This window comes from Paraburkholderia agricolaris (genome assembly GCF_009455635.1).
GTDB classification, from domain to species: Bacteria; Pseudomonadota; Gammaproteobacteria; order Burkholderiales; family Burkholderiaceae; genus Paraburkholderia; species Paraburkholderia agricolaris.
Window position 1 is genome coordinate 3,962,097 of record NZ_QPER01000001.1, and the last position, 15,838, is coordinate 3,977,934.

Consider the following 15,838-nt stretch of genomic DNA (forward strand, 5'->3'; position numbering starts at 1 on the left):
CTTGCGTCGTGTGCGCTATCCGCCGACCATGCGGCGGCTTTGAATCCGGAATTCCGTAGGGGAAATTCTCATCCGCTTGCGGAAGACTTTCGCGAGGCGGTCACCATTGCCCATACCGGTGCGCCGGGCGATCTTGTCTACCGGCAACTCCGACTCGGTCAGCAGACTGCAGGTCACCGCGAGGCGTTCATGCAACAGAAAACTGGAGGGCGTGATACCCATTTCCATCTTGAAGCGGCGCAGGAAGTTGCGCTCGCTCATCGCGGCAAACTGGGCCGCATCGGCAATCGAAATCGACTGCTGGCAATTTTCTTGCAGCCAGCGTGCGGCCGCGCGCACTTTGTCGCCGGGGCTCAAACCACCGTCTTCGCCAAGCAGCGGCGCCAGGTTCGAGCACGAGTCCGCGAGCAGGCGCTCGGCCACGGTGCGGGCGGTCGCGCCGCCGAGATCGCGCTTGATCATCGCGAGCGCGCTTCTCATCGATTCAAGGCGGTCGCCCGCATCGCCGTTCTCGGTCTGGCGCGGCATCGACTGCGGCTGATGAAAATCTCCAGCTTCCCGGCTGTCCGGCACGTAGGCCGCTTCCAGCAGCGCACGCCCTTCCGCGATCGGCCGGATCATGCCGGTGTTGCGGCGAACGCGCCGCAACCACGCGATCAGACGCTCGTCGCCGGCTGCGGCGAATGCACCTTTACCACCGGCGACATACAGTGCGTCGAAGCCGCCGTAATGCCGCGCGTCGAGTCCGTCGGTCCAGACCCGCAGCGCCGATGACGAGGTCACCATGCCGCCGTCGGCCGACAGGAAGGAAACGTCATACAAGCCGCCGCCGGAACCGGACGATGCCAGTTCGTTCGCAGCCTGGAACACCTCGGCAACCACGCCCGCGCCCTGCAGCGAGCAGTCGTTGAACATCAGTATTGCGATGCGACGCGTACCCTTGTTCGGTGCGTGCACCCAGCGCAGCATTGCTGACTCGAGACTCGCGCAGGTCATAGTCATCCTCTCACCAGAAAACGGATCTACTGGATCTACTTTTCAACCTTAAACGCACTCCGCAGAGCGATGCTCTGTGCAGTGCATCATAGTCATCCGCAATCAAGCATTTAGCCGCCATGACCGAAACCGCAGACATGTTGGCGTTTAGATATGGTGGCCGCCCAGTGATTTTCGGAACAATCCCGCCACCACCTGTTTGGCAATGAATTAAATACCGATTCTGCATATGAATGTATTTACGACCTGCGAATCATAATGCTAATTGGCGCGAGTTTTTGTGCGTTGTCACACACATCATCGCTACTCGAAATGGTCGAGTTGCAATTTGATCCGCCTGCCATTCTGCAGATTTGAAGTGACTTCTTTCCGTCACGCCGCCAGAATGAGCGTAGCCGCCTTGCACACACCCGTCATTGCTCTTACCAGATGCCCGTAGGGCTTTCTTCTGACGATATTTTTGGTTGGCAGAGACATGTAAAACAGTGTCCAATATAAACAATTTTCCAGAGACAAAATTATTTAATTGGTTGTTATTGGATCCGGAGAATATAAACGGAACGATTAATGTTTCAAACGTGAAACACAGAAATAAGACAACTTTAGACCGCCCGGCAATAGACGGGCCAATGGCGGAATCTGTCGGATGAGAGGCGGTACATTTCCGCCATCGAATTGCGGAAATGCTCTATGCGGTTTGCGCAACAGATCGCGGCACGCGGTAGCCTTAGGCGGGTCTGGCCTGGTGAACTAGCCATCCGACGACGTTCCATCATAGGAACTCGCCGGAACAGGTACGTCGAATTACACGGGGAACACATGTCGAATGTACTCGAATATCAAGCGCTGAGACCACTCACCAGGGCCCGTGTCGCCCACGGGTTGGCGCTGCACATCGCTGCCTCTACGGCGGCGTTTATCCTGCTGGGCGGCGTCGCCTCGGCGTGTCATGCGGCGGGGGCTTCAGCCGGGCCTGACAGCGCGAGCAACGCCGAACTTGTTGTCGACGGTAGAAAGTGGGCACCCTGCGCGGCGGAATACGGTACTTGCCGATTCAGCGGCACGCGCGACGTGCTGTATGGCACCGTCGAACAGCATGTCATCAAGACGTTCTCGAACAGCGCCGATTGCAATAACGGTGTGTTCGGCGATCCGGCACCCGGAGTGGAGAAGCGCTGCGCGGTTGCGCTCACGGCGGCGAAGGCAGTTGCAGCAGCCCCGGCAAACCAGAACGCCGCGCCGGACACGGGAGCCACGCTGCCTGCCGCATTGAAGGCGCCACCAGGACCAGGCTTGCGCTGCGCCGCGCCCCCCTCTCAAGCGCGCGCGGCGGCAAATGGCGATCTGCTGGAAGCGGATACGCCGAGCGACGGCACCCGTCTGTTTACAACCGGCAAACCCTTCGCACTCGTCTTCACAACACGTCCGACGCAAAGCGACACGCTCAACTGGCAAATCCGTGACAGCTGGAATACTGTGCGCGCCAGCGGCCGCTTTCCTGTTGCAGCGGGCGCCACGCTATCGACCCTCAGTTGCGCGTCGAGCATGGCCGGCTATTTCGCCGTCTCGGCTTCGCTGGAACGCGCACACGGCCGGCTCGAATCGCGCGGTACACGTCCTGCGGGCATCGCCACTTTCGGCGTGCTGCCCGACACCGCCGCTGCATTGCCCGCAGTGCGCTTTCCCTATGAGGATCTGCATCGATTCGGCGGACAGGGCACGGCCTACCTTGCGCCCGGCCAGCACTGCTGCGACGGCGACGGCTACCGGCCGGTCTATACGGCGCTCGGCCTTTCGTGGGCAAACGACAACCGCAACTGGTATACGGAGGAGCCGAAAAACGCGGGTACGTTCGATCCCGCGACCAAGCAGTTGCTCCCCTATTTCCGGCGCGGCGACATCATGCGCCTGATCCAGCTTGACGGCATTCCTCAGTGGGCCAGTCCGACCGGCAAAGAGACCCACAGCTACGCGCCGACTTCGCTCGCACAAATGAAGGACTACATGGCAAAAGTCGGCGCCGAATCCAATCGCACGCGGATCACCTACTTCCCCCAGCAACGCGACAACTACTATCAGGTGACATGGGAGCCGGACGCCGATGGCGGCCTGCCATGGCGCGACACCGACGCGAATTTCGTCGCAATGTATAAGGCCGTGTGGGAGGGCATTCATCAGACCGACCCTCACGCCGTGGTGATGGGTCTGACGTATGCGTCGGTGCAGGCGAACGTCGAGTGGATGCGCCGTCTCGGTCCGCTCGGAATCGGCCGCTATATGGACGGCATGACCATTCACGGGTATTACGATATCGGCACGACACCGTCGCATCCTCCCGAGCGTGTGGCCGATCCAGGCAATCGCGGCACCATGCAGGGCGCGCTGCCCGCCGCGATGCGGGCGCTGCGTCACGAGATGCATCAGTACCTGAAACCCGGCGCGCCGCTGTTCGTCACCGAGACCGGCATCAGTTACGACATCGGCCAGGCGTACGGCAAGAACTATCCGGATGCGAACGTGCTCTACGCGCAAGCCGCGGTGGTGGCGCGCACGCATCTCATTCTGCTGGGTGAAGGCGCGGATATGACCTATGTGTTCTATCTCGCCGACATGCCGGATGCAGCGCCTGGCTACGGGATTTTCTTCGAGCTCGACCATCCGACCGGCGCCTACGGCCCCAGCCACATCAGCCCCAAACCCGCCGCGCTGGCGGTAGCGGCGATGACGCGGATTATCGACGGCACGGATACGCTCGGGCCGCTCAAGGGATTGCCGAAAGGAGTTTATGCCTACGCATTCCGCCGGCTCGGCGGCGGCAAGATCGTGACCGCACTGTGGACACACGACAACGACGCATGGAACGCTAAAACCGGTTTCAGCGCGAGTCAGAGTGCGGATTATCGTTTGCGGGTCGACGCGCCCGGCAGCTCGGGCGAAGTGACCGTACTCGACATGATGGGCAACGCTTCGAGCCTGCCGTACCGCGACGGCTTCGCGAGCCTCAAGCTGTCGCCGGCGCCCATCTACGTCGTCTCCGCCAATGCCGCCGTGTTCAAGGACGCGGTCAACACGCCGGAGGGTTATGTCGCCCGCTAGCTGCACCTTACAAAGCGTGCATGTCACACGCTGCCGGCGCGGCGTGAGCGCCCCCGCGCGCGCTTCGATCAACACAGTTCGCTGTCGCCATGCACCGATACTTCGGCGTGTTGTGACAGTGCAGCCGCCTGTCGACACAAGTAGAATCCAGGCGAATGTTGGTTCGTACGCCTATCAACGCGTTGGAGCCAGGGGATGAGCGGGCTCGCATGGACAATGCTGGTGCTGGCCGCGATGGCCGGGGCGTTTCTCTTCGCCACGATCGGCGCGGTTCTGCTCGCATTGCTGCTGGCCAGTGTCTCCAACCGTCTCACCGAGGACGATGAGCATCGTCGCGATTACTAACGCGCCCTTCAGGAGAAGACATGCTGACTGAGATCGACTTCCTCGACGTGGTGCGTCTGACGCCACTGGTCGCAATCGATCTGATCGTGCGCGATGCCGAGGCTCGCGTGTTGATCGGCCATCGGCGCAACCGCCCCGCGCGCGACACCTGGTTCGTTCCCGGCGGACGCATTCATAAAGACGAAACACTCGACGCAGCATTCGCACGCATTGCCGACGCCGAACTGGGCATCGCCAGACTGGCACGCTCGACGGCACGCTTCGAAGGCGTTTTCGAGCACCATTACGAGGACAACTTCGCCGCAGAGCCCGGCGTGTCGACACACTACATCGTGCTCGCCTATGCGCTGCAACTCACCAGCACCGTTCCGGTCGGCCGGCTCGACCAGCACAGCGAATATCTTTGGCTTTCGCCTGCGGCGCTGCTCGCGCGCACCGACGTTCACGAGAACACCAAGGCTTATTTCCGCTAACGGCAAGCTTACTGTCGACGCCGGCCGCCCTGTTACCGGGACATGCCGTTGCCCGAGGGCAAAAGTAATACCCACTGTGAGTTCGCCAACGTGGCGACTCACGCCGATACAGTATGATCGAGCTCACCATCAGAGTTCGAATCAATATGCGATCATCGGCAGCCAGGCTCGTTCGCGATTCATCCCTTGCTTTTCTAGCGCTACTCTTCTTCGCTCTCATTCCCGCTTCGGCGCACGCGGCCGATTGCAGCGCCGGTACGCTGGTCACGGTCGTCGCTCACCTCGATGACGATCTGCTCTTCGTGGACCCCGCTATCAGCGAACGGCTCGATGCCGGCTGGTGCATCACCACCGTGCATCTGATCGGCGGCGCCAATGGGGCGAACTTCGCTTACGTACAGACTCGCGAGCGGGCTTCGCGGCTTGCCTATGCGCGGATGGCGGGGGTGCCCGACGAATGGATCGAAACGAATATTCCAGTTGCCGGCAAGCTCGTGCATCAGATGGTGCTGAAGGCGAAGCCGCAGGTTCGCCTGCTCGAACTCCGGCTACCAGGCGGCGCCGTGCGGGGCGGCCGCGTACCGCTCGGCCTCCTGTGGGAGCAGCGCGCCACGCTCTCCACCTATCCGATGAACGCCGACGGATCCGTGCGCGTGCAATACGATCGGGCCTCGCTGTCGGCCACACTGAAAGCGATACTCGCCGAGGCCTCGCAGATCTACACACTCAATCCCGACACCGTGCCGTTTCTCGAGCATCCCGATCATATCTACGCCGCACGTATTACACGCCACGTCGCTCAGACGTTGAACAAAAGCGTGCCGATCGTCTATCACGTCACCTATCCGACCGGCGACTGGCCCGGCAACGTGCCGGCGGCTGAAGTGCAGCGCAAGCGCGATATCGTCGCCAGCTATTTTTCTATCGACGGCAACGAGTCCTCGCACGTATTCGGCGAGTTCCAGTGGGACGGCAACTGGGTCGCGCGCCGCTATGCTTTTGCCGATCGCAGCGACCATCGCATCGCGGATTTCCAACCGCGTCCCATACAGCTCTTCAACGCGGCGGCAAACCGCTGCCTGACTTCCGCGGGCAGCGGCCATGCGCCGACACTCGCCGAGTGCACGGGCTCTGCCGCACAACAATGGCGCTGGGATCCACTCACTGTCTATCCTGGCAATACGCAGAACGCCGCGCTCGTCAGCGTCGCGACTTCGCAATGCATCGCCGAACGCGACGGCTATCTGATCTCCGAGGCCTGCGATCAATGGGACATGGCGCAGCGCTGGACACCGTGGGACTTCGGCCTCGTCTATACGCCGCAGCGGCACTGCCTCGGCGAGAACGACGGCAAGCTCACCATGCGCGGCTGCACGGCCCTTACCACACGCTACCGTTGGGCAACCACGCAACACACGCAGGCAACCGATTTGCGGCTCGCCACTGCCATGGTTGGCGACATCGCCGGCACCGGTGACGCTTCCGCCGTGTATGTGCAGCGACAGCACGACGGGCCCGGATTCAACGTCTATGCGGCGTCGCTCGTGAAAGCCTCGCCCCCCGCGCTCTGGTACGCGAGCACGGTCCCATTCGATCCTCGCGCCACCGCGGCGAGCTGCACGAATGACGCGCTGTGCTTCGACAGCGCACGTTTTCTGCTCGGCGATTTCGACGGTAACGGCAAGGCTGACTTGATGGTCATCACCGCACGCCAGGGCGGCACTGCATTCTGGCTGCTGCGCAGTACCGGCGAGCGCTTCGAGGCGCCACGTCTCTGGCTCCAGACCAGCAATGCGTTCAGGCCTGAGTTGACGCAGCAGTATGTCGCGGCGGATTTCAACGGAACCGGACGTGCCGGCGTGCTGATCGCGCAGAAGCGAACCGACAGCGGACTCGACCTCTGGCTCGCGTCTTCCACGAACTCCGCAGGCACGGCGCCCACGCTCGTGGCGCAGGCCAAAGCCCTGCCGCAAAACGTCAATCTCCTACCGGTTCAGGTGCCGGGGTCCCGCGCGTCATTAGTTGCGGTGGGGGCTGCGAACGGCCGGCTCGCGCTCACGCAGATCGCCAACGACGGCACTCGCATGAGTGTCGGCGAACGCCGACTATTGCCGGCGAATTTCCAGCCCGATTTCGTCAAGGTGACACTCGGCGCCGTACATGGCAAAGCGAGCAGTACGCTGATTCTTTCGATACCGCATTTCGACGGCGCAACCGACGACGCGGTTATCGATATCGCCACGCTCGATACAGCGGATGCGAGCAGCGTAGCTGTCCAGGCGGCGACATTGCGTGGCATGTCCTGGTCGGACGTCTTTCCGTTTTTCGTGCGCGACAAACGCAATGCGGCGCTCGTGCTGTACCGGCGAACCGATGCGACGCTGGGGAATTTCTATTTCACCGGCGGCGCACCGGCGCTAACGCGCTACCCGGTAGGCGACGGCTTCGCCCTGGGTCCGGCCCAGGAACTCGGCGAACTGCCGGGACTGTTTTCGGAGACGGTGCGGATCGACCGGCTGGCGCAATAACGGGCGTCGTAACGCGCGCCGACCGATCGATCCAGCGTCCTTCAGGCCGACATCTGCAGCGGCTGGACGAACTGCCGCGCGATCTTCATGTAGCGATCCGCGGTGTCATGCAACGTGTATCCCGCCAGTTGCCGGTTGGCACGCGGCGTGTCGAGCGCCTTGAGCAACGCGCGGCCATAGGCCTCGGGATCGGCCGTATCGACGAGATTGACGCCCGCAAATCCGCTGGCAAAGACGAACGACGGAATCCGGCTCGCCACGACAGGAATGCCCGAAGCGAGCGCTTCCAGAAAGCCAATGCTTTGCGCTTCGAATTGCGAAGGCATCGCGAAGACGCGCGAGGAGCGCAGGATCGCGGCAACATCCGAACGCGGTCCGCATACCGTCACGCGGCTGTCCAGACCAAGCTGATGAACGAGCGACACTACCGCCTCGTGATAAGCGACGTCTTCGACGACACCACACAACAGCAGGCGCGCCTCGGGCTCGCTCTGCACGACACGCTCGAACGCGCGGATCGTGTGCAACTGACTCTTGCCTTCTATATAGCGGCCTAGCTGAACGATCTGCTTCGCGGGCACGGCGATATCCGGTGCCGGTGCGCCGTTGTCCTGCGCGAACAGCGATGCATCGACCCCGTTCGGGATCACGACCAGCGCCGGGTGTTTGCCGATTTCTCTTAGATACTCATCGATATTTTTCTGCGACACGCCGATGACCGCTCTGGCCCGCCGCGACAGCAGCCGCTCGGCCTGCTTGAGCGCGCTGTTCTCGAAGTCATTGACACCGGAGTGCATTACCCAAGCGATCGGCGTATGCACGGGCAGAAGACGCACATAGAGTGCGGCGAGCGTGGCATGAGCCACGATGAAGTCGGGGCGAAACTGACGCACCACGCGATACAGATGCAGCAGCTTGCCCACCCTGCCGTAGTGAACGCCTGGAAACAGGCAGGTGACGCCCGCGGCCTCGAGCTCCGCGCGAATGTCGACGAAATCGTCCTGCTGGGGAAGCAGCGACGCGATGCAGACCTCATGGCCGCCGCGCTGATGATGAATCGCAAGCCCCTTTACCAGCACCTCTGCCCCGGAAAGTCGCGGTGCGTGAACCAACTGAAGAATTCTCACGATTTATCTCTCTGGATAACCGCCCTTTTTACGCAGCGGATGGGGATGCCTGCAAGCAAGTACCGGCCCTAAAAACATCGGCATCCCATCATGTTTGTCTGGCGCACCCCTTTTGCGGAACGTCGCCTGGTCTTTCGAAAAAACAGCGACAGTTCCGCCGCGAAGTCACTGTCGCGAGGAAACGTTACACCGAAGGCCCAGCACTTTTACGCCATCCCCAAGGCGCAATCGGCTATGGAATGAGCGCTACCGCCCACTTCCCCGTGGTTCACGCCGACTCGACTAGTTAGGCATCCGTCACAAATCTTTTCGACCCCATTTCAGAATGGCGGATAAAGACTAGTCTCTCCAGATAATTATTCTGATGTGATCAATGCAATTAGTACTGCATCATTGTTCATACGTAACGACTCGTTACTTCTTTTAAACACACTCCTGCGTATCGTTGCGGTCGATTCTCCCCATCAGCGGCCTTTCCTTCTTACAGAACAGTAAAAAGTTCACCGAGCAGCACCATGGACTCAGGCACTGCGATATGAATTTCGCTGTGGCTCACGACATTGGTTGTTTTCGTCGCACCTTCCCGGGCCGTCCGATTCCGCCAGATCCGCCATGACGAGCGGCGCGGATTCGTACGACGTTAATTTCTGTTCACTTCGTCTCCCGCCGCGCGTCGCGCGAAGAGACGCGAATGTTCAGCTCACGCATTGGTTAGAGATTGATGAAATCGCAACTCCTCCTACTTTCGACACTTTCCCTCGCACTAGCCGGTTGCGGTGGCGGCGGCGGTGGTAGCGCCGGCACCAGCGCGGCAACCCAGGCCAACGGCAGCGCCGCTCCATCCAGCGCCGCCAACCTGAGCGCGGCAGGAAACAGCAGCACCGGCGGCACCGCCACGGTGAATGGCGCGGGCACCACGGTCGCAGCACTCAGTTGCGCAGCGCCGGCCGTCTCGGCCGGCTCGGGCAGCGCCACCATTTCAGCCGATACGCCGAGCACGGACGGCACGCGCATCTTCGCCGCCGGCAGCACATTTCAGCTCGCCTTTACCACCAACGTACCGAATGCCGACACGCTGAACTGGGCCGTCACGGACACCCTCGGACGGGTGGCCGCGAGCGGCAGCACCGCCGTGCCGAGCGGTTCGAAAACCATCACGTTCAACTGCACCTCGACGCTCGCCGGCTACTTCGCGGCAACCGGCACTCTTGCGCAGAACGGCGGCCAGTTGCCGCAAGCAGGCACGCGTCCGGTCGGCATTGCGAGCTTCGGCGTGCTGCCGAACCTGTCCGGTGTCGTGCCGGCCGTCACCTACGCGCACCAGGAGCAGCATCGCTTCGGCATGCAGGGCGCGAACGACAACGGTCCGCTGCTCGCCGACCTCGGCATATCGTCGACGATCGACGATCGCCAGCTCTCGACCATGGAACCGAACGGACCGAACACGTTTAATCCGTCAGCCAACAATCTCGATCCGTTCTACACAAGCGGCAAGGTGATGCGCCTGATCCGTCTTGACGGCATTCCCGCATGGGCGAGCAGCACCGGCGCGTTCCAGGACGATACGAGCGTGCCGACCAATCTGTCGTACTACCAGAGCTACATGAGCCGCGTCGGCACCGAATCGAACGCGATTCGTGCGGCGTATTTCCCGACCCAGTCGGCGAACTACTATCAGGTAACCTGGGAACCCAACCAGTTCTGGACCGATACCGACGCCAACTTCATCGCGCTGTATCAGTCCGTCTATCAAGGCCTCCACTCGACCGATCCGAACGCGGTGGTAATGGGCCCGGCCGATGCGTTCCCGAGCCTGACCACGACCCGCCTGAAGCGCCTCGCGCCGCTCGGCTTCGGTCAGTACATCGACGCGGTTGCCACCCACGGTTACTACGACGCGGGAACCTCGCCGTCGCATCCGCCGGAGCGCTACGATGCCGACCCGTCTACCGCCGAAGGTTCGCTGCGCGGCCAGATGCGTGATTTGCGCGCGGAAATGGCCACCGATTACCGTCCGGGCATGAAGCTGTTCTCGACGGAAGCCGGCATCAGCTACGACCTCGGCACCTCGTACGGCCCGAACTATCCGACTGCCAACGTGCTGTACGCGCAAGCGGCGGTCGCGGCGCGCATGCACATCATTACGCTCGGCGAAGGCGCGGATCAGACCTACGTGTTCTACGGTGCGGACTATCCGGGCGAAGTCGGCTATGGCACCTTCTTCGATCTGAACGACGCGCAGGGCGCATTCGGCGCGACGAACATCAGCCCGAAGCCGGTCGCGATGGCAATCAGCGCGATGACGCATACGCTCGACGGCACTCATACGCTCGGACCGGTAAACGGCACGCCGACCGGCATCTACGCCTACGCGTTCCAGCAGGTGGGCAACGGCGCGGTGGTCACCGCGCTGTGGACGCACAACAACAGCGTGTGGGACGCGAGCGTCGGCTTCAGTTCGAGCTACAGCGTGCCGTATAGCCTCACGGTGGATGCACCGGGCACGAGCGGCACCGTGAAGGTTATCGACATGATGGGCAATGCGTCGAGCGCGAACTACAGCAACGGTACGTTGACGCTCAACCTGACCGAATCGCCGGTGTATGTGGTGTCGAACAACGCGTCGGTCGCCAAAGCCAACACGACGGCTCCGGTGGGATACACCGGGATCTGAGCCGCAGCCGCCACCCATGCGGCGGATGTAAATACGTCAGCCGGCTCCAGGGCCGGCTGACGTTTGTTCTTTCAGACATGAATGGCGGCAGCGGGCCGCGCATTCGCAGAGTTTCCGTCTTCTTTCAGCTTTCCCCCAGCCGTCCCTCCAGACCGTTCAATTCCTGCTCGCGTTCCTTCGACACCTTGCCGACCGGCGGCCCTGCAAAGCTCTTGCGCACACCGGCGCCGTACCAGATCGCCAGCAGTACCGCGAGCAATCCGACAATCACGTACACCACTTTCTGGTTCGGCGGCTGCATGCCGACATAGGCGAGCACGAGTGCGCCGAACACCGCGGCCACTGCGAACGGCTTCGACAACATGCCTAACTGGAACGGACCCTTTTCTTTCCATGTGCGGCCTTCGGCAAAAATACCGGACGCAATCGGCATGGCGTATGAGATGAACAGGAACACGGCGCTACCCGCGCTCAACACCGTGAACGCATCGCCGTACAAGGTCACCACGATCGCCAGCACCGCCGAGGTCCAGATCGCGGCACCCGGTGTACGGTGCGCCGCATTCACTTTGCGCAGCCACTTCGAACCCGGCAAACCGCCATCGCGAGCGAATGCGAACATCATGCGCGAGGTCGATGTGACGGCGGCGAGACCGCATACGTAGTTGATGAAGAACATCAGCAGTTCGATCAGGATGCGCAGCGGTCCCGGAATCGGCGCGAGAATCGCTTCGAAGAATCCCGTGCCCTGCTTTACCGCTGCGCCAATATCCGGCATGACCAGCACGAAGGCGCACACCATCACGTAGCCGAATGTGGTCGACCAGAACACCGAACCGATAATGCCGCGCGGCACATTGCGTGCCGCCTGACGCGTTTCCTCCGAGGTATGCGCGGAAGCGTCGAAGCCCGTGATCGTATAGGCGGTCAGCAGCAGGCCCGACAGAAATGCCATGGCGATAGTCTGCTTGGGCCATGCGCCGCCATCGACACCGGTGAAGTTGGTGAAGGTATAGAGCCGTGACAGATCGATCTTGACTGGCGAGTAGACCAGTAGGGATACCACCAGCATGATCGTCACCACGAAGATCAGATAACCCGACAGGTCCGTGATCTTGCTGGTGATGCGAATGCCGCGATGATTCAGGAATGCTTGCGAAGCGGTGATCGCCGTCAGGAAGAGCGTCTGCTGCCACCAGCCGAGCGAATCGGGACTGACACCGAACATCGGTGCGATCAGCGTGCGAAAGAACGGATCATAGGTGCCGTAATTGATCGCGGCGACAACAAACACGAGGCCGAGCAGATTCAGCCAGGCGGTGAGCCATCCCCACATCTTGCCGCCCAGAATCGAACTCCAGTGATAGAGGCCGCCGGCGGTCGGATACGACGACGCGATCTGCGCCATCGCAGCCGCCACGACCAACGCGAACAGCGAGCCGAGCGGCCAGCCGAGCCCGATCGACGCCCCGCCCGCCGCCGACAACCCCATCTGGAAGGATGTGATACCGCCCGACAGAATGCAGATCAGCGAGAACGACACCGCGAAGTTCGAGAACGCCCCCATGCGCCGTGACAGTTCCTGCGCGTAGCCCATCTTGTGCAACAGCTTGACGTCGTTGTCGGCGGGTTCCGCCGACGGCACGGCCGTGTTGATGTCCATGACGCGATCCTTTGAACAGGGTTATGGCGAAGCGGCTAAGCAATAGACCAGCGTGAGCGCGCGACGCAGGACCGGCTCACGCAGCCGTAAAGCAGTTATCCACGTACAGGTGGGCGCCGTTGACGAAACTGGCGTCGTCGCTGGCGAGAAAGAGCGCGGCGCGTGCGACTTCTTCCGGCGCGCACAGACGGCCTTGCTGCACCGACAGCGCCGCCTCGCTCGCATCGAACCCATACTTGGCGAGCGCGCTGATTTCGCGCCGTCCGTGTGGCGTGTCGATGAAGCCGGGGCACACCGCATTGCAACGAATGCCGCGGTCGCGATACTCGACCGCAATCGAGCGCGCGAACATCGCGCACGCGCCTTTGGTCGTGCAGTACAGCACTTCGAGCGGCGTGGCCGCCACGGATGAGATCGACGCCGTACACACGATCGAACCGCCGCCCGCAGCGAGCATATGCGGCAGCACTGCGCGCGTCATCATGAACATGCTTTTCACGTTGACGTTCATGAGCCAGTCGTAGTCTTCGTCGGTGGTATCCACGAAGGGCTTCACGACGATACTGCCGGCGTGGTTGAACAGCACGTCGATGCGCCCGAAACGCGCCATGATGTTCGCCACGGCGGCGTCGACCGCTGCGCGCTTTGATACATCGGCGGCAAATAGCTCGGCTGTGCCGCCTGCCGCGCGAATGCGCGTTACGACTTCCTCGCCCGCATCGGTATTGATATCGACCACCGCGACCTGCGCGCCTTCCTGCGCGAACAGCAGCGACGCCGCGCCGCCCGCGCCCGTTGCGCCGCCCGACACGATTGCGATCTTGCCTTCCAGCCTGCCTGCCGATCTGCTCATGCGTGACTCCCCTTCCAGTGCCTGATGCGTTGCATTGCGTGACGTGTTGTGCACAAAGTAGGGGCGGCAAAAAGCGGCGACTATCCAAAATTGGCAAAAAAGTAAAAATCCCGTAAAAATTCAGCTTGCTGACAAATGCATTACGCGCTGACGTTCGAGCGCCCTACTGCCTGTGCAGACGGCCTGATCCACGAGCGCGACGCGGTTTTTTTTTCGCATACACTGGTCGGCACCATGCGTTTGGGGAGCGCCAACAGAATCGGGAGAAGCTATGCAGCCGGTCAATCAGACAAGCAGCGCCGTCGAGATCCACTGTTGCCGGAACATCGACGAACAGGCGATGTTGCTCGACGCATGGAACCAGAGCTATTGCCAGATTTCGCGCGGCGCCTTCGACGGCTCGGTGAGTTCGTTCTCTGCGGGCGGGGTACGGGTGCTGGTGGAACGCCTGAACCGCACGGTCTATCAACGCGGGCAAGTCGCGCTATCCAGGCTGGCCGTGGGCGTTCCATTTCAGCTCGAAGGACATGCGCTGCTGTGCGGGCAGACGAGTCATCGTGACGGCCTGCATGTCTTTTCCGGCGATGGCGGGTTTGAGTTTTTATCGCCCGACAAGCACGTGGTGGTGAACCTGGAAATTGAGCCTGGCGCGATTGCCGATGAGCTGGTGCGCGTGCAGCTCGAGGGCATAGCGCCGTTGCTGGGCAAGAGGCCTGGCATACTGAATGTCGATCCGGCGAGATTGCAGGGCTTTCGCGAGGTGCTTCTGCGCTTGCTCGACGCGGTGGCGGCTACGCCGGCTTTGCTCGATAACGCGGGTGTGGCGGCTTCGTTCGAGAAGTCGGTGATCTTTGGTCTTGCCGAGGCATTGCAGGGGATGCGGGATGCCGATCCGCACGGGCAACTCGAGGCGCGGACCGCGCGGAACTGGCAGCTTGTGCGCGGTGTGCGCGAGCTGGTGGAGGAGTCGCCGGATTGTCCGTTGTCGGTCGCTGAGCTATGCGCGCGGTTTCGTGCGAGCCGGCGGACTTTGCAGTATGCGTTTGAGGATACGGTTGGGGTGAATCCTTCGGCTTATATACGAGCTGTTCGGCTCGATCATGTGCGGCGGGAATTACGGAGTGCCGGGTCGGTTACCGAGGTCGCTACGCGGTGGGGGTTTTGGCATTTTGGGAATTTTTCCAACGAGTATCGAGGGCAGTTTGGGGAGTTGCCGAGGGAGACCTGGCGGCGGAGTAGAAGTTAAGGGTGGTTTTTTGCCTGCTCGGCAGGGGAGGTCTTCGCGACGCTTGTTGGTTTTATGCCGTTGGCTTTTTGGTTGATCTGGATTTTTGGATTTCCTTGCGGTGCTCGTTGTCTGCTCTGGTGTTGGTCTTTTGGCCTTTCCTTGCTTTGTTAGTGGTCTATTAGCGTTGCCCCTGTGCGGGGCGGCACCTACTTTTCTTTGCCTGCCGCAAAGAAAAGTAGGCAAAAGAAAGCGGCTCAAACCGCCAGCTCATAAGCGGGTCCCCCGCACAGTCGCGGTAGTGGTGCATCTGGAATCTGTCGCCCCGCACACTCCGCGCCGTTGACACAGGGCTCATCAGCTCCCACTCCGCACTGCGTGCGTCGCGGACGGGTCTGCCAGGGAAACCAGTGGGGTTGCTTCGCGCAGCGAGCAAGCCGCAACGGCTTACGCTGTTAAAAATTCGTCATCCGAATGAAATGAGGCCGGCGATAGAGGCTCACCAGGCACCGGCGGCCCGTACGAGATAATCGGTGTGTGCGAAACGTAGGCGGCGGTTTTATGAACTGGGTATCGGCGCGCGTAGCGCCGCCGGAGGTATGACTGCCTTGTCACTAAAGCGGAATGTGCGAGGCGACAGATTCCAGATGCACCACTACCGTGGCTGTGCGGGGGACCCACTTAAGAATTAGCGGTTTGAGCCGCTTTCTCTTGCCTACTTCTCTTTGCGGCCGGCAAAGAGAAGTAGGTGCCGCCCCGCACAGGGGCAACGCTAATAGACCACTAACAAATCAAGGAAAGGCCAAAAGACCAGTAGGGCAACGCCAAACCAAACCACAAACCCAGCAAGGCACCGCC

General features: G+C 61.5%; 10 protein-coding genes. 6 read left to right on the forward strand and 4 right to left on the reverse strand.

Translation table 11 applies throughout. From position 1 onward, the window contains the following. Positions 1 to 15: 15 nt before the first annotated feature. A complete protein-coding gene (locus GH665_RS17390) occupies positions 16 to 996 on the reverse strand; it encodes a helix-turn-helix domain-containing protein (protein ID WP_153138550.1) in 981 nt (326 codons plus the stop codon). A gap of 819 nt (positions 997 to 1,815) precedes the next feature. On the opposite strand from GH665_RS17390, the gene GH665_RS17395 reads away from it, so the two are divergent. The 4 genes from GH665_RS17395 (at position 1,816) to GH665_RS17405 (ending at position 7,438) form a co-directional block, all read left to right on the forward strand. Next, on the forward strand, positions 1,816 to 4,092 hold the full coding sequence (locus GH665_RS17395) for a hypothetical protein (protein ID WP_153137015.1): 2,277 nt from the start codon (positions 1,816 to 1,818) through the stop codon (positions 4,090 to 4,092). 195 nt (positions 4,093 to 4,287) lie between these two features. Further along, a complete protein-coding gene (locus GH665_RS38760; RefSeq protein WP_167530960.1) occupies positions 4,288 to 4,437 on the forward strand; it encodes a hypothetical protein in 150 nt (49 codons plus the stop codon). Positions 4,438 to 4,457: 20 nt separating this feature from the next. After that, the gene (locus GH665_RS17400) at positions 4,458 to 4,910 is read left to right on the forward strand and encodes a GDP-mannose mannosyl hydrolase (protein ID WP_153137016.1); all 453 of its coding nucleotides are present in this window, start codon (positions 4,458 to 4,460) and stop codon (positions 4,908 to 4,910) included. Between the two features lie 146 nt (positions 4,911 to 5,056). Beyond that, positions 5,057 to 7,438 carry a PIG-L family deacetylase gene (locus GH665_RS17405; protein WP_153137018.1) on the forward strand — a complete coding sequence of 794 codons (2,382 nt, stop codon included), beginning with the start codon at positions 5,057 to 5,059 and terminating at the stop codon, positions 7,436 to 7,438. 41 nt (positions 7,439 to 7,479) lie between these two features. Here GH665_RS17405 and GH665_RS17410 read toward each other — a convergent pair whose 3' ends face one another. Beyond that, a complete protein-coding gene (locus tag GH665_RS17410; RefSeq protein ID WP_153137020.1) occupies positions 7,480 to 8,565 on the reverse strand; it encodes a glycosyltransferase family 4 protein in 1,086 nt (361 codons plus the stop codon). A gap of 721 nt (positions 8,566 to 9,286) precedes the next feature. On the opposite strand from GH665_RS17410, the gene GH665_RS17415 reads away from it, so the two are divergent. After that, positions 9,287 to 11,239 carry a glycoside hydrolase family protein gene (locus GH665_RS17415; protein WP_153137022.1) on the forward strand — a complete coding sequence of 651 codons (1,953 nt, stop codon included), beginning with the start codon at positions 9,287 to 9,289 and terminating at the stop codon, positions 11,237 to 11,239. Positions 11,240 to 11,363: 124 nt separating this feature from the next. Here the strand turns inward: GH665_RS17415 and GH665_RS17420 are convergent, their stop codons facing one another. Together GH665_RS17420 and GH665_RS17425 are read right to left on the reverse strand one after the other, a co-directional pair. Continuing rightward, entirely contained in the window at positions 11,364 to 12,902 is a 1,539-nt protein-coding gene (locus GH665_RS17420; RefSeq protein WP_153137024.1) for an amino acid permease, read from the reverse strand. Positions 12,903 to 12,978: 76 nt separating this feature from the next. Then, positions 12,979 to 13,755, reverse strand: coding sequence for an SDR family NAD(P)-dependent oxidoreductase (locus tag GH665_RS17425; protein WP_153137027.1), 777 nt, complete (start codon positions 13,753 to 13,755; stop codon positions 12,979 to 12,981). 271 nt (positions 13,756 to 14,026) lie between these two features. On the opposite strand from GH665_RS17425, the gene GH665_RS17430 reads away from it, so the two are divergent. After that, complete coding sequence (locus tag GH665_RS17430) at positions 14,027 to 15,001, forward strand: helix-turn-helix domain-containing protein (protein WP_153137029.1); 975 nt, start codon at positions 14,027 to 14,029, stop codon at positions 14,999 to 15,001. The last annotated feature ends 837 nt before the right edge of the window (positions 15,002 to 15,838 follow it).